The organism is Novosphingobium sp. RL4 (assembly GCF_035658495.1).
In the GTDB taxonomy this organism is placed as follows: Bacteria; Pseudomonadota; Alphaproteobacteria; order Sphingomonadales; family Sphingomonadaceae; genus Novosphingobium.
Window position 1 is genome coordinate 2,608,746 of record NZ_CP141944.1, and the last position, 18,553, is coordinate 2,627,298.

17 protein-coding genes are annotated in these 18,553 nt (G+C 65.1%); 3 read left to right on the forward strand and 14 right to left on the reverse strand.

The annotated features are described in order from the left end of the window. Nucleotides 1-47: 47 nt before the first annotated feature. From U9J33_RS12760 to U9J33_RS12775, 4 genes are all read right to left on the reverse strand, one after another. Nucleotides 48-1,484 carry a M48 family metalloprotease gene (locus U9J33_RS12760; protein ID WP_420719883.1) on the reverse strand — a complete coding sequence of 479 codons (1,437 nt, stop codon included), beginning with the start codon at nt 1,482-1,484 and terminating at the stop codon, nt 48-50. A 139-nt stretch (nt 1,485-1,623) separates the two neighbouring features. After that, nucleotides 1,624-2,502 carry a tyrosine recombinase gene (locus tag U9J33_RS12765; RefSeq protein WP_324695776.1) on the reverse strand — a complete coding sequence of 293 codons (879 nt, stop codon included), beginning with the start codon at nt 2,500-2,502 and terminating at the stop codon, nt 1,624-1,626. A gap of 6 nt (nt 2,503-2,508) precedes the next feature. Further along, on the reverse strand, nt 2,509-4,383 hold the full coding sequence (locus tag U9J33_RS12770) for a hypothetical protein (RefSeq protein WP_324695778.1): 1,875 nt from the start codon (nt 4,381-4,383) through the stop codon (nt 2,509-2,511). A gap of 20 nt (nt 4,384-4,403) precedes the next feature. Continuing rightward, entirely contained in the window at nt 4,404-4,526 is a 123-nt protein-coding gene (locus tag U9J33_RS12775; RefSeq protein WP_255351691.1) for a hypothetical protein, read from the reverse strand. A 94-nt stretch (nt 4,527-4,620) separates the two neighbouring features. On the opposite strand from U9J33_RS12775, the gene U9J33_RS12780 reads away from it, so the two are divergent. The 3 genes from U9J33_RS12780 (at nt 4,621) to U9J33_RS12790 (ending at nt 7,887) form a co-directional block, all read left to right on the forward strand. Further along, entirely contained in the window at nt 4,621-5,196 is a 576-nt protein-coding gene (locus U9J33_RS12780; protein ID WP_054440877.1) for a shikimate kinase, read from the forward strand. Next, entirely contained in the window at nt 5,187-6,299 is a 1,113-nt protein-coding gene (gene aroB, locus U9J33_RS12785; RefSeq protein ID WP_324695782.1) for a 3-dehydroquinate synthase, read from the forward strand. Before U9J33_RS12780 ends, aroB begins: the two co-directional genes overlap by 10 nt. 193 nt (nt 6,300-6,492) lie before the next feature. Beyond that, nucleotides 6,493-7,887: a peptide MFS transporter gene (locus U9J33_RS12790; RefSeq protein WP_185997134.1), complete on the forward strand. Its 1,395-nt coding sequence runs from the start codon at nt 6,493-6,495 to the stop codon at nt 7,885-7,887. A gap of 60 nt (nt 7,888-7,947) precedes the next feature. Here the strand turns inward: U9J33_RS12790 and U9J33_RS12795 are convergent, their stop codons facing one another. From U9J33_RS12795 to U9J33_RS12840, 10 genes are all read right to left on the reverse strand, one after another. Then, nucleotides 7,948-8,730, reverse strand: coding sequence for a thioesterase family protein (locus U9J33_RS12795; protein WP_324695785.1), 783 nt, complete (start codon nt 8,728-8,730; stop codon nt 7,948-7,950). Continuing rightward, complete coding sequence (locus tag U9J33_RS12800; protein ID WP_324695787.1) at nt 8,730-9,101, reverse strand: tRNA-binding protein; 372 nt, start codon at nt 9,099-9,101, stop codon at nt 8,730-8,732. The genes U9J33_RS12795 and U9J33_RS12800 overlap by 1 nt, the downstream gene beginning before the upstream one ends. Continuing rightward, complete coding sequence (locus U9J33_RS12805) at nt 9,102-11,126, reverse strand: acetyl/propionyl/methylcrotonyl-CoA carboxylase subunit alpha (protein ID WP_324695789.1); 2,025 nt, start codon at nt 11,124-11,126, stop codon at nt 9,102-9,104. It lies immediately after the preceding gene. Between the two features lies 1 nt (nt 11,127). Beyond that, on the reverse strand, nt 11,128-11,373 hold the full coding sequence (locus U9J33_RS12810) for a hypothetical protein (RefSeq protein ID WP_185997130.1): 246 nt from the start codon (nt 11,371-11,373) through the stop codon (nt 11,128-11,130). 29 nt (nt 11,374-11,402) lie between these two features. Next, nucleotides 11,403-11,774, reverse strand: a complete 372-nt coding sequence (locus U9J33_RS12815; RefSeq protein WP_324695791.1) for a lysozyme inhibitor LprI family protein — start codon at nt 11,772-11,774, stop codon at nt 11,403-11,405. Between the two features lie 7 nt (nt 11,775-11,781). Then, the gene (gene bioB, locus U9J33_RS12820; protein WP_185997129.1) at nt 11,782-12,831 is read right to left on the reverse strand and encodes a biotin synthase BioB; all 1,050 of its coding nucleotides are present in this window, start codon (nt 12,829-12,831) and stop codon (nt 11,782-11,784) included. A gap of 118 nt (nt 12,832-12,949) precedes the next feature. Beyond that, entirely contained in the window at nt 12,950-15,100 is a 2,151-nt protein-coding gene (gene scpA, locus U9J33_RS12825) for a methylmalonyl-CoA mutase (RefSeq protein ID WP_324695794.1), read from the reverse strand. A 50-nt stretch (nt 15,101-15,150) separates the two neighbouring features. Further along, on the reverse strand, nt 15,151-15,588 hold the full coding sequence (mce, locus tag U9J33_RS12830) for a methylmalonyl-CoA epimerase (protein ID WP_054440867.1): 438 nt from the start codon (nt 15,586-15,588) through the stop codon (nt 15,151-15,153). After that, a complete protein-coding gene (gene bktB / locus U9J33_RS12835; RefSeq protein WP_324695796.1) occupies nt 15,585-16,766 on the reverse strand; it encodes a beta-ketothiolase BktB in 1,182 nt (393 codons plus the stop codon). The genes mce and bktB overlap by 4 nt, the downstream gene beginning before the upstream one ends. 102 nt (nt 16,767-16,868) lie before the next feature. Further along, entirely contained in the window at nt 16,869-18,395 is a 1,527-nt protein-coding gene (locus U9J33_RS12840; protein ID WP_132468976.1) for an acyl-CoA carboxylase subunit beta, read from the reverse strand. Nucleotides 18,396-18,553: the final 158 nt, after the last annotated feature.

Here is an 18,553-nt window from a genome sequence, read left to right on the forward strand (position 1 = left end):
GGGGAAACCCGCCGCCCCTTTCGTTTGCGGTTCGTACGAAGGCGAACTCAGTAAGTCACTATCTTGACCTTTTGCCCCGGAACCAGGCGCGTTCCGGCCTGCATGCCGTTGAGCACCAGGAACCGATCCAGCGCGGCATCCGTGTAAGCCATCCGGCCGGCCAGCGATTGCACGGTGTCGCCCGCCTTTACAGTCAGCACGGAGAGACGGCGCGGACGGACCTGCCCGGCTTCGGCAACTGAAATCCGGCGCATGCTCTTGAACATCCCATTGAACGCCCCGGCACCGCCCACACGGGTGATCGTCACGAAGTGATAGGCTTTTCCGCCTCCAAAATCATAAGCGAAGACCGTCACGTCCACCGGCCCGCTCGATGCCTGAACCCTCGCCACGCCGTAAGCAGCCGAAAGACCGTTCACATTCGCCCGCTCGATGCTGGAAGGCACGATTCGCGCCTGCCCCGATTCGGTCAGGCTGGAAAACACCGACTGGATGTAGGCGTCGAGCCCGGTCCCCATCTGCCCGCCGGAAAACTGCGCCTTGCCCGATTCCCCATTGATCGACACGGCCTGGGTTCCGTTGACGAGATAGAAGCCGTTAGGTGCCTCGAAGGCCAGCCGCAGTTCCGGATGCGTGAAGCGATTCCCGTCGATCATGCCCTGCTTGGGATCGTCTCCGTAGACCAGCCCGTCGATTCGGGTGAGGAATACGTCGCGATTCGTCATTCCCGATGCGCCGCTCCCCGCCTGCGCAAGCGCGTCCCGCACGCGAGAGGCAGGGTCCGGGTGCGTGGAAGCCCATTGCGGTACCTGATTCGCCGAGCCGCGCAATTGCGCCTCAAGCGCATTCTGGCGCGCCAGGCTGTCGAGCACGGTACTCATCGCACGCGGATCGTATCCGGCGCGCTTGAGATAGGTAATGCCGAGACGGTCGGCTTCCAGTTCCTGGGAGCGCGAGTATTTAAGCGTCAGCATCTGCGAACCTTGCGAAGCGATCTGCTGGCCCAGCCGCCCGAACGCATTGTCGCCCAGCAGAACCCCGGAGAGAACCGAGCCGAGCACGCCCAGCAACTGGTTGCGCGATGCCGCTTGCTGCCGCTTGGCCGAATGTCGCGCCGCCACGTGGCCGACCTCATGACCCAGCACGCCCGCCAGTTCCGCCTCGTTGTTCATGAGTGCGGTAAGCTGCCGGGTGACGTAGATGTAGCCACCGGGGATGGCGAAGGCGTTGTTCACCGGCGAATTCAGCAGCGTCACGGTGAAATCGCCGCGCGCGTTGGACAGACCGGACTGCACGGCGATGGTCTTGCCCACCTGCTCGACATAGGCGGCCTGCGGCCCCGTCACCGAGCCGCCGAATTCGGCGAGCAGGTCGGGATGGGCCTTGGCGCCTTCCGCCTTGTCGGCGCGGCTGATCGCACTGACTGTCGCGGGATAGGCCGCGGCGGCCGACGCCATGCCGGTGGCGGTCGGAAGGAACGACATGGCGGCGGCAGTAACCGCCATTACCGACCGGCTCCTGACTGAATGAACTGCGAACATGGCCCCTTCCCCTCCGGCTATCTTGATCTGCGTCTTCTTCCCGTCAGGCAACGGCAAGCGCAAGTGGTTGTTCCCGCTCTTTTCACCCCCGCGCGAGGGGGTGGCGGGCATTCACCAGTGCGACCAGCCGCGCACTGTCGACATGCGTGTAGATCTGCGTCGTCGCGATGTCGGCGTGTCCCAGCAACATCTGGAGGACGCGCAGGTCCGCGCCGCCTTCCAGCAGATGCGTCGCGAAGGCATGGCGCAGGACATGCGGCGAGACGCGCGTGGGATCGATATCCGCCCTCGCGGCCAGTGCGCGCAGCAGCTGGAACAGGCGCACCCTTGTCAGATGCCCGCTCTCTCCGCTCGAAGGGAACAGGAACTTCGAATTTCCGCGCCGCACCGCCAGCCACTGGGTCAGCACCGACCTTGCGCGCCCGCTCACCGGCACCATGCGCTGTTGCCCGCCCTTGCCGGTAACATGGAGAAACGGCGCATCGCGGGGCACCGCCGCGAGCGGCAGGGAGACCAGTTCGGTTGCGCGCAGCCCCGATCCGTAGAGCAGTTCCAGCAAGGCCAGCAGCCGGACCGCATCCGACCGTCCGCCCCGTGCCTCCGCTTCGGCCGTGGCCAGAAACCGTTCGACTTCCTCGTGAGAAAGCAGGCGCGGCAAGGGACGGCGGGTGCGCGGACGCGGCAGGGAACCTGAGGGATCGTCGCCCCGCACCCCCTCGTCGACTAGGAAGCCGTAGAACTGCCGCAGCGCGGAGCAGCGCCGCGCAAGGCTCGACGCAGCAAGGCCGCTCCACGCATCTCCGAGCCTGGCCAGAGCATCGCCATCGGCCGTCTCGATATCGCCGAGCGCCTCAGCCGCTGCCACGAGGTCGCGGCGATAGGCGGCCAGCGTATTGGCCGCCGCTCCGCGTTCGGCCGCCAGCATGGCCAGGAAACGCTCGGCGTGACCTTCGCCGACCATGCCGCGTCAGGCCCGTGCCACGGCTTCCGCAGCGATCATCCGCGCCTCTGCGTCAAGCCCGACCGTGCGCAGCGCCGAAACGATGTGATAGAGATAGCGCGGGGTCATACGCTGCCAGTTGGCCCCTTGCATGCCGAGCCCGGCCAATAGCGCCACACTGGCCGGATCACCGGCTGCAGCCGCCTTGTCGATCGCGGCCGTGAACAGGGTCGTGCTGTCGAGTTGCAGGCCCCATTCGCCCGAGTAGCGTGAGGCCACGCCCTGATCTACGCGTTCCAGACCGGCAAGCCCCGCGACGAGGAAGGCGCTCTTTCGCTTGTTCCGGCTTTCGTCGGCATCGAAATACGTGCTGATCGCCCCCGAATCCACAGAGCGTATCCGGCCCGGCGCCGCCAGTGTCAGCAGCCCCCAGCCCTCGCTACCGGACGCAACGATCGAAGACCACGCCAGCGCATTGGTATCGTAACCGGCTGCCAGCATCGAGGCGATCAGCGCCGAGGCATCCGCTTCCATGTCCTTGCTCGGCGCGATGCGGGCGGCGGCGGCGGCCGTCAGCACCTGCCGCGAATAGGCCGCATCGCCCCCGCCGGCGCCGTTCCACAAGCTCTGCATTGCCGAGAACCGCGCTGCGGGAGCGTCCAGCGTATAGGCATCGCGCAGGCTTTCCGCCCGCTTCTGCCATTCGCCGGTAACATCCCCATCCGCGTAGATCTGGGCGTAGAGATCGACCATCGCCGCATTCGAGAGCACGCCTGCCCCGCCCGCCCGGTCTGCCGCGACCGCGCGCCGTTCCAGCCCGACCATCGGGGCCAGCGCCGTGGCATAGGCATACATCGGTCCGGCGCCGGACATCGCGCTTTCCGGCGGGGTCAGGCCCACGCCAATGGCAAGGCCATAGCGCCAGGGCGTCATCGTATCGACGTTGTTCCACTCGATCGTAACGGCCTTGCGGGAACGCCCTGCCGCGCCGGCGTATTTCTGCGCCAGCAGCGAATCGATGCGCTCCAGCTTGCCGCTGACACGCGCGCGTTCAAGCTTCGAGATCGCCGAGGCACCGCCGCCCCGGAAGGCCTCGCAGATCGCCTGGGCTGCGTTCCATTCAGGATCGTCCCGCAGCGAACCCTGGATCGACATGACCGGGCACATGCCCGTGAAATCGGCGGAACGCTGATAGACGTCGAACGCCTCGTTTCCGATCTCGGGCGTGAAGTTCGATATGTCGATACCTTGCAGCAAGGCGCGGGCGGCATCGGTTTCACCCATGCGGAGCAGCAGGCCGACCCGCAGGGCCAGGAACTGCTGCGGGCTCATTCCCGCCGGAGTCTCGAGACGCGAGGCAAGCGCGCGGCGCAGCAGGATATGGCCCCATCGCGAAAACACCGCGCCCCGGTTTGCCGCGATCGCGGACTGGACAAGATAGGGATTCTGCTCGGCGAGCGACGCCTCCGGCATCCCGCCCTCGCTCTCGTCGATAAGGCCGATCCGCTCCATCGAGCGGCGCGCGCCCGAAGGCATGTCGAGGTCGAGCTTGTCCCCCAGCAGGGCTTCGAAATCCTCGGGCGACATGCGCTCCAGTTCTTCGAGGCTCGGCAGGCGTGACAGCGTGCTCTTGCCGTTCACGTCAGTGGTAACGAAGGAATCCGTGGCGAATGGCGGCACCTGCGCAGGCAACGGCTGGACCACGGGGGTCGACACCGAACGCGGCGCCGTGGCCGGCGTGCCCGTGGCAGGGCGATTCGCAGGTGGCGGCGTAGCGGGCGCCTGCGTGGGCGCGGGCTCTGAGAACATCTTGGGCAGCAGCGATTCCGGGGCATCCTGCGCCATCGCCCACGCGGACGTCACGGCGAGCGAAGCGCCGGCGAGCAAGTGCCAGGTCCTCATATATGTTCCCTTGCGAGGCTTCATCGCGGCAGCTCCGGAACCGGCACCGGCTGGACGATATCGCGGACCGGAGAACGACCGCCATCCATCCACGCCCAGACACCCAGAACGACCGCCAGTACGACGATGGAAACGGCAGCCACGCCTGAAAACCTGCGCCTGCGTTTTTGTATCGTCACTCGCCTTCCTTCACCGATGCTTGCGCTGCGACCTAGCGCAACTATAGGCGATGGAGCAATGGACGTTCAACAAACCCGGTTTTCCGCACAGGAAATTGCCGCACTCGCGCGGCGCATCGATCGCCCCATCGTGCTGGTCGGAATGATGGGCGTGGGCAAGTCCAGCGTCGGCAAGCGCCTTGCCACGCTGCTCGACTGCGCCTTCGTCGACGCCGACGATGAGATTGAGCGCTCGGCGCAGATGACGATCCCCGAGATTTTCGAGACTTACGGCGAGGATTACTTCCGCGACGGCGAACGCCGGGTAATCTCCCGCCTCATCGAATCCGGCGTGGAACGCTGCGTGATCGCCACCGGCGGCGGCGCGTTCTGCAACGAGACGACGCGGGCGCTGATCCTCGACAAGGCGATCACCGTCTGGCTCGACAGCGAGGTGGACACCCTTGTCGAACGCACCGCGCGCAAGGATCACCGTCCGCTCCTGCGCGGCGGAGATCCGCGCGACATACTCGCCCGGCTGCGCGAAGACCGCAGGCCGCACTATTCGCAGGCACCGATCCATGTGATCAGCAACAGCGGGCCTCACGTTCAGACCATCAACAAGGTCCTTCAGGGAATTTCGCAATGGCTGTAATCCCCGTCGATATCGCCGGTCGTCCCTATGAAGTCCGGGTCGGAGCCGGTCTGCTCGCGGAACTCGTGCCGCAGTGCCGCGGGCGCCTGCGAAAGCGCGGCGTGCCGATCATCACGGACATCAACGTCCATGCGGCCTGGGGTCAGGTGGTCGAGGCAAGCCTGCGCGAAAGCGGCCACGAGCCGCACTGGCGCATCCTGCCTGCCGGTGAGGCGACCAAATCCTGGGAAGAACTGGCGGCGACCGTCAACTGGCTCCTGTCGCTCGAAGTGGAGCGCGGCGACCATATCATCGCGCTGGGCGGCGGGGTGATCGGCGACCTTACGGGCTTCTGCGCCTCGGTTCTCAAGCGCGGCTGCAAGTTCATCCAGGTTCCCACCACCCTGCTCGCCCAGGTCGATTCGAGCGTCGGCGGCAAGACCGCGATCAATACGCCGGCGGGCAAGAACCTCGTCGGCGCGTTCCATCAGCCCTCGCTGGTGCTGGCCGACCTTTCCGCCCTCGAAACGCTGCCGGAACGCGAGCTTCGGGCCGGTTATGCCGAAGTGGTGAAATACGGCCTGATCGACGATGCCGACTTCTTCGCCTGGTGCGATGCCAATGGCGGCGCGATGATCGCCGGAGACAGCCAGCTTCGCGAATATGCCGTGGCGCATTCCGTGGCGAGCAAGGCGCGGATCGTTGCCGAGGATGAGTTCGAAACCACGGGAAAGCGTGCGCTTCTCAACCTTGGCCACACTTTCGGCCATGCGCTGGAAGCGGAAACCGGCTTCTCCTCCCGACTGCTTCACGGCGAGGCGGTCGCGCTCGGCATGGTGCTGGCGGCCCGCTATTCGGCCCGCCGCGAACTGCTGCCCCGGGCCAGCGCCGAGCATATCGCCAACCATATCCGCGAGATCGGCCTGCCCTCCAGCCTTCCGGAACTGAGCCTCGATTGCGATGGCGGGAAACTGGTCGGTCACATGCTCCACGACAAGAAGATGGACGCCGGAACCCTGCCGTTCCTGCTGCTCAAGGGCATCGGACAGACCTATCTGGACAAGCAGGTTTCGCTCGAAGACGTCGCCGCATTCCTTGACGAGGAACTGACCCGCCAGCCCTGAACCGCCTGCTTTCAGGCACTTGGCGGCCCCGGTATTGAACGACACCTAAAGGGTACAGAGAAGGCGAGAGCCGTAACCGGCACCCCTGCATCGCACTTAGCTCTCATAGACGGGGCTCGTGCGTGACATTACAATAACGCGCCACTATGGTGCGCGCTTGGACAACAAAAGTACCGGGCCGCACCAGACCGCCATGACACTTTCAGAAGCCACTCCCGAGCTCGACTTCCCCGAGGAGATCGAGCGAGACGACCGCGCCTTCCTGGGCCACCCCAAGGGCCTCGGCTACCTCTCCTTCGTCGAGGGCTGCGAGCGATTCTCCTACTACTCCATGCAGACGCTGCTCGTGCTCTACATGGTCAAGTACCTGCTGCTGCCGGAGAACGTCGGCAAGGTCATGGGGCTGTCGTGGCTGCGCGGCTGGCACTATGCCGGGCTTGAGGGGCAGCCGCTCGCATCGGCGATCTTCGGCGACTATACCTCGCTCGTCTATCTGACCCCTATTCTCGGCGGCATCGTCGCCGACCGCTGGCTCGGTCGCAAGGCCACCCTGATCGCTGGCGCCGTGGTCATGTCGCTCGGCCACTTCCTCATGGCGTTCGAGGGCATGTTCCTCTTCGCGCTGATCTCGCTGGTCGTGGGCGTCGGCCTGTTCAAGGGCAATATCGCCAGCCAGGTCGGCGAACTCTACAAGCCCGGCGACCTGCGCCGCGCCATGGCGTTCCAGATCTTCTACATCGCCATCAACGTTTCGGTCATCGCCGCGCCGCTGATCGCCGGCACCCTGGGCGAGAAAGTGGGCTGGCACTACGGCTTCGGTACTGCCGGCGTGGTCATGGTGCTGGGCCTGATCATCTACCTGAGGGCCGGACACTGGCTTCCCGCCGATAACCGCGCTCCGAAGGGGGAAAAGGCGCAAAAAATCCGCCTGACCCGTTCCGACTGGCCCCGCCTCGGCGCACTGGCCGTGCTGGTGCCGGTGCTGGCCATCGCGATGATGAGCAATCAGGAAATCTTCAACGCCTACCTCGTCTGGGCGGACGACAAGTTCCAGCTGACCTTCTTCGGCGATACCCTGCCGACGAGCTGGATGATCACCGTGGACGCCACCCTCAGCTTCTCCATGCTGGTTGCCGTGGCGGCATTCTGGAAGTGGTACTCGACCCGCACCGGCCGCGAGCCCGACGAACTGGGCAAGATGATCATCGGCTCGGTGTTCAGCATCATGGGCGGCATGTGCCTCGTCATCGCCGCCGCAACCGCAGGCAATGCCAAGATCGGCCTGTTCTGGCCGGTGATGTTCCACCTGTTCAACTCGATCGGTTTCGCGCACATCATGCCGGTCAGCCTGGCACTGTTCACCAAGGTCGCCCCGCGCGCGCTCAATGCGACGGTGGTGGGCATCTACTACCTTGCGTTCTTCGGCGCCAACAAGGTGGTGGGCGAAGTGGGCGGCTGGTATTCCTCGATGGATACCGTGTCTTTCTGGCTGATCCACGTCGCCTCGGCCGCCGTGGGCCTGATCGCCTTCGCGGCGTTCAAGATCGCACTGGGCAAGACGCTGGCCGGTGAGCCCGGCCCCGCCTGATAGCAAAGCGGCGCCCCTGCTCAGGCAAGGGCGCCGTTCTGGGACCAAGCGGAAAGCCCGTCAGCCGAACACGGCGACCGACTGCATCCCCGCGATCACCGGCCTGCCCGCTGCATTCCACTGAAGGATTTGCTCGCTCGCCCCGCCGCCGCGCGCGAATTCGCTGGTGGAGCGCAGCAGCCACCAGCCATCCTCCGTCGTCGGCACAGGCTCCAGCATGTTGACGTGCCAGTGCATCGAGCTGATCGGCACGCGGAAGCCCAGCAGCGGCAGCACCGCCGTTGGCAAGGCATCGCCCACGAGCACCGCTTCAAGCGCCGGGTCGAGATTTTCGCGCGCCCTGAGCCGCACCCACCAGCACAGATCCGCTTCGCCCAGCGCCGACTTCGGCAGGGCAAAGCGCGCATCGAAGTTCTGCTTCAGGAACTGCGGTGCATGGTCCATCGGCACCGGTTTGGCATCCGCGACCGGGCTCACGCCTTCCGGCAGCGGATAACCGGCGATATCGGCAGCGCTTTCGATCTGGCGCATGAACACGAAGCTGGCGCTGAAACCCACGCCCTTCTCGTTCGACAGTTCCGCCGCAACCCAGGTGGCGTTGCGCCCCTTGCGCACGATCCGCGCCCGCACCTCCACGCGGCCTGCCAGCGGCGCGATCATCGCGAACTGGCCCGAACGCAGCGGCGGCAATTCGGGATCGACCCGCTGCGCCGCTGCCAGCGCCAGCGCCGAAGTCAGCCCGCCGTAAGCGGTGCGGCCCTGAAGCCAGTCATCGGTGATATCGAACGCGAAACCGCCCTCGATTTCCTCTGCCTCGGCCAGAAGCGCGGCGAAACCCGTCATCAGAACAACCTCGAACCATTGGGCACCGGCTGGTCCGGTGCGAATAGGACCACGCGCCCTTCCTCGTCCGCGAAGCCGAGCGTCAATGCCTCGGACAGCGCCTTGCCGATCTGGCGCGTGGGAAAGTTCACGACCGCCGCCACCTGCCGCCCGACCAGGTCCTCCGGCGCATAGAGCGCGGCGACTTGCCCCACGCTCCTGCGCTCGCCAATGCCGGGGCCGAAATCGATCCGCAGCTTGCAGCTTGGCTTGCGCGCGCCCTCGTAGACTTCCGCGGCGACGATGGTGCCGACGCGGATGTCCACTTTCAGGAAGTCGTCGAAGGATATCTGCTCGGCCGCGAATGCGGCGGGGTCGTGGTCCAGATGCATTTATTCCATTTCGAGGATCACGGCGTCCACCGCAAGGCTTTCGCCCGCCTTGGCATTGACCGCCTTCACCACGCCCGACTTTTCGGCGCGCAGGATGTTCTCCATCTTCATGGCTTCCACCACGGCCAGCGGCTGGCCGGCTTCCACCTTGTCGCCCTCGCCCACATGGAGCGCGACGAGCAGGCCCGGCATCGGGCAGATCAGGTACTTCGAAAGATCCGGCGGAATCTTTTCGATCATGTGCTCGTTCAGCGAAGCCACCCGGCTCGGCAGGATCAGCACATCGTGGATGCAGCCGCGCGTGGTCATCTTCAGGCCCGTGCGCGTGGGCGCAACGCGGATGCCGATGGCCTCGCCGTCGATCTCGGCATCGATCAGGCGGTCGCCCGGCGTGTATTCCATCGCGAGATCAACCGAGATGCCGTTCACCGTCACGTCCTCATCGTCGATGACGACTTCGAAAGGCGCCTTGTCGATGATGACGGTCCATTCCGAAGGCGGCGCCAGACGGCGCGAAGCCAGTTGCCCGTCCACGCGGCGCGCACGGTCGGCCCGGGCGGTGGCGACGAACGCGGCAACGGCGGCCAGCTTGCCCTGGAGTTCCTCGGACGCAGGCGCGCCGGTGAAGCCTTCGGGATATTCCTCGGCGATGAAGCCGGTGGTCAGTTCGCCCGAGCGGAAGCGCGGGTGCTGCATGATGGCCGAAACGAAATCGATGTTGTGGCCAAGGCCCTCGATCTCGAACAGGTCGAGCGCGGCAACCTGCTTGTCCGCCGCTTCGTCACGCGTCTCGCCCCAGGTGATCAGCTTGGCGATCATCGGGTCGTAGAACATCGAGACTTCGCCGCCTTCGTAGACGCCGTCATCGACACGCACGCCGTCGATACCGCGGCGGCCGTTTGCGGAGCCATCGTCGTCCCAGCCGTCAACCGGCGGCTGATAGCGCACGAGGCGGCCGGTCGACGGCAGGAAGCCGCGATAGGGATCTTCGGCGTAGACGCGGTTTTCGATGGCCCAGCCGTCGATCTTCACGTCCGCCTGCGTCATCTCCAGCTTTTCGCCGGCGGCGACGCGGATCATCTGCTCGACCAGATCGACGCCGGTGATCGCCTCGGTAACCGGGTGCTCCACCTGAAGGCGGGTGTTCATTTCGAGGAAGTAGAAGCTCTCGCCCGTCGGGTCCGCGCCCGAGACGATCAGTTCGACGGTGCCCGCCGAATAGTAGCCCACCGCACGCGACAGGGCGACGCACTGCTCGCCCATGGCCTTGCGCATCTTCTCGGTGACGAAGGGCGACGGCGCTTCCTCCACCACCTTCTGGTGGCGGCGCTGGATCGAGCATTCGCGCTCGTTCAGGTAGAGGATGTTGCCGTGCTTGTCGCCGAGGATCTGGATCTCGATGTGGCGCGGGTTGAGGATGAACTTCTCGATGAAGACGCGGTCGTCGCCGAAGGAATTGAGGCCCTCGCGCTTCACGCTCTCGAAGCCCTCGCGCACGTCCTTTTCGTCATAGGCAAGGCGCATGCCCTTGCCGCCGCCGCCCGCGCTGGCCTTCATCATCACCGGATAGCCGATCTCGTTCGAGATGCGCACGGCGTGCTCGGTATCCTCGATCTCACCGACGAAGCCGGGCACCACATTGACGCCGGCCTGCTTGGCAAGCTTCTTGGACTCGATCTTGTCACCCATCGCAGCGATCGCGCCGACGGGAGGGCCGATGAACTCGATACCCTCTGCGGCCAGCGCCTCTGCGAAGGAGGTACGCTCGGACAGGAAGCCATAGCCCGGATGGACGGCTTCGGCGCCGGTCTGCTTGCAGGCCTGGATGATCTTGTCGGCAATCAGGTACGACTGCGCGGCGGGCGCGGGGCCGATGTGGACGGCCTCATCGGCCATCTGCACGAAAGGCGCACGGGCATCGGCGTCCGAATAGACGGCCACCGTCTGGATGCCCATCCGGCGCGCGGTCTTGATCACGCGGCAGGCAATCTCGCCCCGGTTTGCGATGAGGATTTTCTTGAACATCTCAATCCCTGTCTTTTGTCATGCGCCAAGCGGCGAAAAGTCCCACCAAGATCAGAACGATCAGGCTCCCCGGAAACATGAGGAACTTGATCAACCCATCGTTCTTGCACTCCGCACTGCCAGGGCGACCGCAGTCTCCCATTGCTGCCCCGCCCAGCAACGTCACCACAAAGGCGCTGCCAAGCAGGCCACCGCCAATGCAGCCCAAATGCTGTTTCAGGCTTGTGCCGGAATCGCTAAAACTCACCGGTCGCCGCCCCTCACACCGGTCGAACGTCACCGCTCGCCCGTTTCCACAACGGCGCGCAGTTGTTTTGTGCGCGCCTCGGTCAATTCCTTGAGGCAACCGTTCTGCTGGAGCGGCCAGATCGTGCCGCTTTCCTCACGCGGGCCGTTTTCTGCGAGGCACTGGGCATCGCGATAGGCGAGCCACTTGCGCTGCGCATCGAGCAACCGATTGAAATTTCCGCCGGGGCCCTGCCTGTCGGCGGCCTTCGCCGCCGCTGCCGCCTTCCCCCAGGCCTCGTTCATCGCCCGGTCGGCCGACTGGAAGTCGCGGTACGAACACACGTTCATGTCCGTCTGCGTCATCGCATTGGCGCAATCGATCGCGGGCTCCGAGGCCAGGAGAAGGATCGGCAGGATCACGCGCGGATCACTCAGCCGCTTCCAGCTTGGCGCAGCCCTTGGGCATGCGCTGGGCTTCGACCTGAGCCTCGGTCAGTTCGATGGCCATCGGCTTGATGCCGAGGCGGGCGAACATGGCCATGTCGCTGTCGTCACCGGCATTCGGTGCGGTGAGCAACTGGTCGCCGGTGAAGATCGAGTTGGCGCCGGCCATGAAGCACATCGCCTGCGTCATTTCGGACATCGATTCGCGGCCCGCCGAGAGGCGCACCATCGACAGCGGCATGGTGATGCGCGCGACCGCCACGGTGCGCACGAATTCCACGTCGTCGATCTTGGCGAGCGGGGTATCGGCCAGCATGTCGCCCAGCACCGTGCCCTTTACCGGCACCAGCGCGTTGACCGGAACCGACTGCGGGTGATCGGGCAGCGTCGCCAGCGTGTGGACGAAGCCCACGCGATCGGCGCGCGTCTCGCCCATGCCGACGATGCCGCCGGAGCAGACGTTGATGCCCGCCATGCGCACGTTCGACAGCGTGTCGAGACGGTCGTCCATCGTGCGCGTGGTGATCACCTGGTCATAGCGCTCGGGCGAGGTGTCGATGTTGTGGTTGTAGTAATCGAGACCCGCGTCCGAAAGCATGTCCGCCTGATCGGGCGTCAGCATGCCCAGCGTCATGCAGGTTTCGAGCCCGAGCGCGCGCACGCCCTTCACCATCTCGATGATGGCGGGCATGTCGCGGTCCTTGGGGTTGCGCCAGGCGGCGCCCATGCAGAAGCGGGTGGAGCCCTGGTCCGCCGCCTGCGCCGCGCGCTGGAGCACCTGCTGCACTTCCATCAGCTTCGTTGCCTTGACGCCGCTGTTCGCCGAAACCGACTGCGAGCAATAGCCGCAGTCTTCCACGCAGCCGCCGGTCTTGATCGAAAGCAGCGTGGAAAGCTGCACTTCGTTCGCCCGGTGATTGGCCCGGTGAACCTCGGCCGCGCGGAACACCAGTTCGGTGAACGGCAGGTCGAAGAGTTCGGCGATCTCTTCGCGGGTCCAGTCGTTGCGCGGTTCAAAACGGGGGTCGGTCATCAAAATCTTCCTGTTACGTTCGGACGCGCGGCACGGAGCCGGAGTCCAGTCGATGCCGCCCGCATAGAGCGGAGCGGCGTCTCGTGCCAGTTTCCCGTGTTCCCCCGCACGGCAATCATCACTCGGCCGTGGCCAGCGCGTCGCCCACCGGCGGCATGTTGTGGCCGAGCAGGCGCAGCACATCGGCCGCGCATTCCACGACGTTGGAGCCGGGGCCGTAGATGCCCTGAACGCCCGCACCGCGCAGATATTCGTAGTCTTGCGGCGGGATGACGCCGCCCGCGATCACCTTGACGTCCCCTCGCCCGGCTTCGCGCAGCTTCTGGATCAGTTCGGGAATCAGCGTCTTGTGGCCCGCCGCCAGCGACGATGCACCCACCACGTCCACGTCGCTTTCCAGCGCCAGCACCACGGTTTCCTGCGGAGTCTGGAACAGCGGACCGGACACCACGTCAAAGCCCATGTCCCCGAAGGCCGAGGCGATCACGTTCGCGCCGCGATCGTGGCCGTCCTGCCCCATCTTGGCGACCAGCAGCTTCGGCTTGCGGCCGAGGCGGCGTTCCACCGCGGCCACGCCGTCCAGCACCTGCTGCCAGCGGCTGTCGCCCTCGTAAGGCGCACCGTAAACACCCTTCACCGGGGTCGGCTGCGTACCATAACGCTGGAAGCTGTCTTCCATGGCCGAGCTGATCTCGCCCAGCGTGGCGCGCGCACGGGCGCATTCCACCGCCAGCGCGAGCAGGTTGTTCTCGATGCTCGATTCGCCCGCCGCACCTTCGCGAAGGGCCTTGAGAGCAGCCTGGCACGCCGCCTCGTCGCGATCCGCCTTCATCTTCTCGATGCGGGCGATCTGGCCTTCGCGGACCTTGGCGTTGTCCACTTCCAGCGTTTCCAGCAGGTCTTCGCTGGCAAGGCGGTACTTGTTGACGCCGACGATCACGTCGTCGCCCCGGTCCACGCGGGCCTGACGGGCAGCGGCAGCGGTCTCGATCATCGCCTTGGGCCAGCCGGCGGCGACAGCCTTGGCCATGCCGCCCTCGGCCTGCACGCGCTCGATGATCTCCCAGGCCTGATCGACCAGCTGCTTCGTGAGCGATTCGATATAGTAGGAGCCACCCAGCGGATCGACGACATTGCACATGCCGGTCTCTTCCTGGATGATGATCTGCGTGTTGCGGGCGATGCGGGCCGAGAAGTCGGTCGGCAGCGCGATCGCCTCGTCCAGCGCGTTGGTGTGCAGCGACTGGGTGCCGCCCAGCATCGAGGCCATCGCCTCGATCGTGGTGCGAATGACGTTGTTGTAGGGGTCCTGCTCCTGCAGCGAAACACCCGACGTCTGGCAGTGCGTGCGCAGCATCTTCGACCGTTCGTCCTTGGCGCCAAGCTCCGTCATGACCCGGTGCCACAGCACGCGCGCGGCGCGCAGCTTGGCCACTTCCATGAAGAAGTTCATGCCGATGGCGAAGAAGAACGACAGGCGGCCCGCGAACTTGTCGATATCGAGGCCCGATGCCACGCCGTACTTCACGTATTCCGCGCCGTCGGCGATGGTGAAGGCCAGTTCCTGCACCTGCGTCGCACCGGCTTCCTGCATGTGGTAGCCGGAAATCGAGATCGAGTTGAATTTCGGCATCTCGCGGCTGGTGTAGCCAAAGATGTCCGAGATGATCCGCATCGAAGGCTCGGGCGGGTAGATGTAGGTGTTGCGGACCATGAACTCCTTGAGGATGTCGTTCTGGATGGTCCCGTCGAGCAGCTTGCGGTCTACGCCCTGCTCCTCGCCCGCAACGATGAAGAAAGCCAGGATCGGGATCACCGCGCCGTTCATCGTCATCGAGACCGACATCTTGTCGAGCGGAATGCCGTCGAACAGGATCTTCATGTCCTCGACGGAATCGATGGCGACGCCCGCCTTGCCGACGTCACCCACGACGCGCGGATGGTCGCTGTCGTAACCGCGATGGGTGGCAAGGTCGAAGGCGACCGAAAGGCCCTTCTGGCCCGCCGCAAGGTTGCGGCGATAGAAGGCGTTCGATTCCTCGGCAGTGGAGAAACCCGCGTACTGGCGGATGGTCCAGGGGCGGCCGGCATACATCGAGGCGCGCACGCCGCGCGTGAACGGCGCGAAGCCGGGAAGGCCGGGATCGACGGTCACGTCCTCGGCGGTGTAGAGCGGCTTCACCGCGATACCCTCGGGCGTGTTCCAGGTCAGGTCCCTACCCTTGACCTCCTTGTCGGCGGCTGCCTTCCAGTCGTTGATGTCTGCCATAGTCCGCATCCCTTCCGGCCCGCGCTGGTTGCGGCGGGCCGTGATCTTTCTCAGTGAGCGCCCTTGGGCGTTTCCATGATCTCTGTAAGCTGGCCGCCCATGTCCCTGGGGTGGACGAAGAAGATCAGCGTCCCATGCGCGCCCATGCGCGGCTCACCCAGCACGCGCTTGCCAAGGCTTTCGAACCAGGCCTTGGCGGCGTGAATGTCCGGCACTTCGTAGCAGATGTGGTGCTGGCCCCCGAGCGGGTTCTTCTCCAGCCACTTGCCCACGGCCGAGTCCGTCGCTGTCGGCTGGAGCAGTTCGATCTGCGTGCCTGCCGTGCCATCCTCACCCGGCGTATTGACGAAGCAGACGCGCACTTGCTGGCTTTCCAGCACGAACGGCTCGGTAATATCGGTGGCACCCATCACGTCCCGGTAGAACGCGATCGAGGCGTCGAGATCGGGCGTGGCGACGCCGATGTGATTGAGACGGCCCAGCTTCACGCCACGTTCTCCAGCACGAGGGCGATGCCCTGCCCGCCGCCGATGCACATGGTGACAAGGCCGTACTTCCCACCCGTGCGCTTCAATTCGTACATGCACTTGATGGCGAGCATCGTGCCGGTCGCGCCAACCGGGTGGCCGATGGATACGCCCGAGCCGTTGGGGTTCACCTTCTCCGGATCGAAGCCGAGCACCTTGGACACGGCGGCGGCCTGCGCGGCGAAAGCCTCGTTGCTCTCGATCACGTCAATCTGACCCAGCGAAAGCCCGGCCCGCTCCAGTGCCACCGGCACCGCCTTGATCGGGCCTTCGCCCATGTAGGCGGGCTCGACCCCGGCATGGCCCCAGGCGAGGATCTTCGCAAACGGCTTGAGGCCGCGCTTTTCCACTTCCGAGGCCGTCGCCAGCACCACGGCGGCAGCACCGTCGTTGATGCCCGAGGCATTGCCTGCGGTAACCGTGCCGTCCTTCTTGAACGCTGGACGCATCGCGCCGAGCGTTTCGACGGTGGTGTCCGCGCGGACATGCTCGTCGGTATCGAATACGGTCACGCCCTTGCGGGTCTTCACTTCGACGGGGAGGATCTGCTCCTTGAAGCGGCCTTCCGCGATGGCCTTGGCGGCGCGCTGGTGGCTGGTCGCGGCAACCGTGTCCATGTCCTCACGCGAGATGCAGTGGCGTTCGGCCACGTTCTCGGCGGTGATGCCCATGTGGTAGCCGCCGATGGCGTCCGACAGGCCCAGGGTCAGCGCGTCTTCCTGCGCGTTGTCGCCCATCTTCTTGCCCCAGCGCACGCCGTGGTCGTGATAGGGCACGTTCGACATCGATTCCGCGCCGCCCGCGACGGTGATCCCCGCCTCGCCCAGCTTCATCATCTGCGCGGCCGAAACGATCGCCTGCACGCCCGATCCGCAGAGGCGGTTGAGCGTCATCGAAGGCACTTCGAACGGCACGCCCGCGTTAAGGCCGATCACGCGGCTGAGCATCTCGTCCCTGGCGCTGGTCGGCATGACCTGGCCGATGACGATATGGCCAACGTCCTCAGGCGAAACGCCTGCACGGGCCAGCGCCTCGGTCACGACCTTGCCGCCGAGATCGGACGGCATGAACGACTTCAGCGAGCCGCCGAAATCGCCGACTGCCGTGCGTACGCCGCTGACGATGTAGATGTCTTCCATGACCTGACTTCCCAATCTGGTTTTTCGATGCGTGCCGTCTTTCGCGGCTGGAGTGGATCGCAGCGCTCGCCCCCAGGCGATGCGCCGCGATCCGTGACGCGATCAAAGCGGAATGTTGTCGTGCTTCTTCCAGGGGTTTTCGAGGCTCTTGGTCCGCAGCTTGCGCAGACCCAGCGCAATGCGCTTGCGGGTCGAGTGCGGGTAGATCACCTCATCGATGTAACCCCGGCTCGCCGCCACGAAGGGGTTGGCGAAGCGGTCTTCGTATTCCCTGGTCTTCTCGGCAATGCCTTCGGGCGAAAGGCCGCGGAAGATGATCTCCACCGCGCCCTTGGCGCCCATCACCGCGATTTCGGCGGTCGGCCAGGCATAGTTGAGATCGCCGCGCAGGTGCTTGGACGCCATGACGTCGTAAGCGCCGCCATAGGCCTTGCGAGTGATCACGGTGATCTTCGGCACGGTCGCTTCGGCATAGGCGAACAGCAGCTTGGCGCCGTGCTTGATGATGCCGTTGTGCTCCTGATCGGTGCCCGGCAGGAAGCCCGGAACGTCCACGAAAGTGATGATCGGGATGTTGAAGGCATCGCAGAAGCGCACGAAACGCGCAGCCTTCTTGGACGAGTTGATGTCCAGCACGCCCGCCAGCACCATCGGCTGGTTGGCGACGACGCCCACGGTCTTGCCCTCGATACGGCCGAAACCGACGATGATGTTGCCGGCATGCAGCGGCTGGACCTCGAAGAAGTCGCCCTCGTCGAGCGTCTTCCGGATCACCTCATGCATGTCGTAAGGCTGGTTGGCCGAAGGCGGGATCACGGTGTCGAGGCTTTCCTCGGCACGGTCCCACGGATCGGCGCAGGGACGCTCGGGCACTTCCTCGCGGTTGCTCAGCGGCAGGAAGTCGAAGAAATCGCGCGCCGCCAGCAGCGCCTCGATGTCGTTCTCCAGCGCCAGGTCGGACACCGAGGTCTTGCTGGAGTGCGTGATCGCGCCGCCCAGTTCCTCTTGCGTGACGACTTCGTTGGTCACGGTCTTCACCACGTCCGGCCCGGTGACGAACATGTAGGACGAGTCCTTCACCATGAAGATGAAGTCGGTCATGGCGGGCGAATAGACCGCGCCGCCGGCGCAGGGGCCCATGATCAGCGAAAGCTGCGGCACCACGCCCGAGGCGAGCACGTTGCGCTGGAACACTTCGGCATAGCCGCCGAGCGAGGCCACGCCTTCCTGGATGCGCGCGCCGCCGGAATCGTTGAGGCCGATCACCGGCGCGCCGACCTTCATCGCGTTGTCCATCAGCTTGCAGATCTTCTGCGCGTGACGGTGCGAGAGCGAACCGCCGAACACGGTGAAGTCCTGGCTGAACACGAAGACGAGGCGGCCGTTGATGGTGCCCGAGCCTGTGACCACGCCGTCTCCGGGGATCTTCTGGCTCTCCATGCCGAAATCGGTGCAGTCATGTTCGACGTAGAGGTCGAACTCCTCGAAGCTGTCCTCATCCAGCAGGATATCAAGGCGTTCGCGCGCGGTGAGCTTGCCCTTGGCATGCTGCGCGGCAATGCGCTTTTCGCCCCCGCCCAGCTTTGCGGCGGCGCGGCGCTTTTCCATCTCGGCGATATTGGCTGACATCCGGGTTCCCTTGGCAGTGACCTTGACGGCACGAATTCGTTGCCCTGCTAAGGCAGGTTGAAGCGCCAAGGTCAATAGTTTTAATCGAACGGTTAAACCACAAAAGCGGCAGCTTCGCGTCGATTTCGCCCCACCGATGTGTTTGCACGGGCCAAGAT

Coding starts and splice junctions, on each gene's coding strand:
- U9J33_RS12760 (WP_420719883.1), bottom strand. CDS start 1,484: ATGTCGTTCCTTCCGACCGCCACCGGCATGGCGTCGGCCGCCGCGGCC.
- U9J33_RS12765 (WP_324695776.1), bottom strand. CDS start 2,502: ATGGTCGGCGAAGGTCACGCCGAGCGTTTCCTGGCCATGCTGGCGGCC.
- U9J33_RS12770 (WP_324695778.1), bottom strand. CDS start 4,383: ATGAGGACCTGGCACTTGCTCGCCGGCGCTTCGCTCGCCGTGACGTCC.
- U9J33_RS12780 (WP_054440877.1), top strand. CDS start 4,621: ATGGACGTTCAACAAACCCGGTTTTCCGCACAGGAAATTGCCGCACTC.
- aroB (WP_324695782.1), top strand. CDS start 5,187: ATGGCTGTAATCCCCGTCGATATCGCCGGTCGTCCCTATGAAGTCCGG.
- U9J33_RS12790 (WP_185997134.1), top strand. CDS start 6,493: ATGACACTTTCAGAAGCCACTCCCGAGCTCGACTTCCCCGAGGAGATC.
- U9J33_RS12795 (WP_324695785.1), bottom strand. CDS start 8,730: ATGACGGGTTTCGCCGCGCTTCTGGCCGAGGCAGAGGAAATCGAGGGC.
- U9J33_RS12800 (WP_324695787.1), bottom strand. CDS start 9,101: ATGCATCTGGACCACGACCCCGCCGCATTCGCGGCCGAGCAGATATCC.
- U9J33_RS12805 (WP_324695789.1), bottom strand. CDS start 11,126: ATGTTCAAGAAAATCCTCATCGCAAACCGGGGCGAGATTGCCTGCCGC.
- bioB (WP_185997129.1), bottom strand. CDS start 12,831: ATGACCGACCCCCGTTTTGAACCGCGCAACGACTGGACCCGCGAAGAG.
- scpA (WP_324695794.1), bottom strand. CDS start 15,100: ATGGCAGACATCAACGACTGGAAGGCAGCCGCCGACAAGGAGGTCAAG.
- bktB (WP_324695796.1), bottom strand. CDS start 16,766: ATGGAAGACATCTACATCGTCAGCGGCGTACGCACGGCAGTCGGCGAT.
- U9J33_RS12840 (WP_132468976.1), bottom strand. CDS start 18,395: ATGTCAGCCAATATCGCCGAGATGGAAAAGCGCCGCGCCGCCGCAAAG.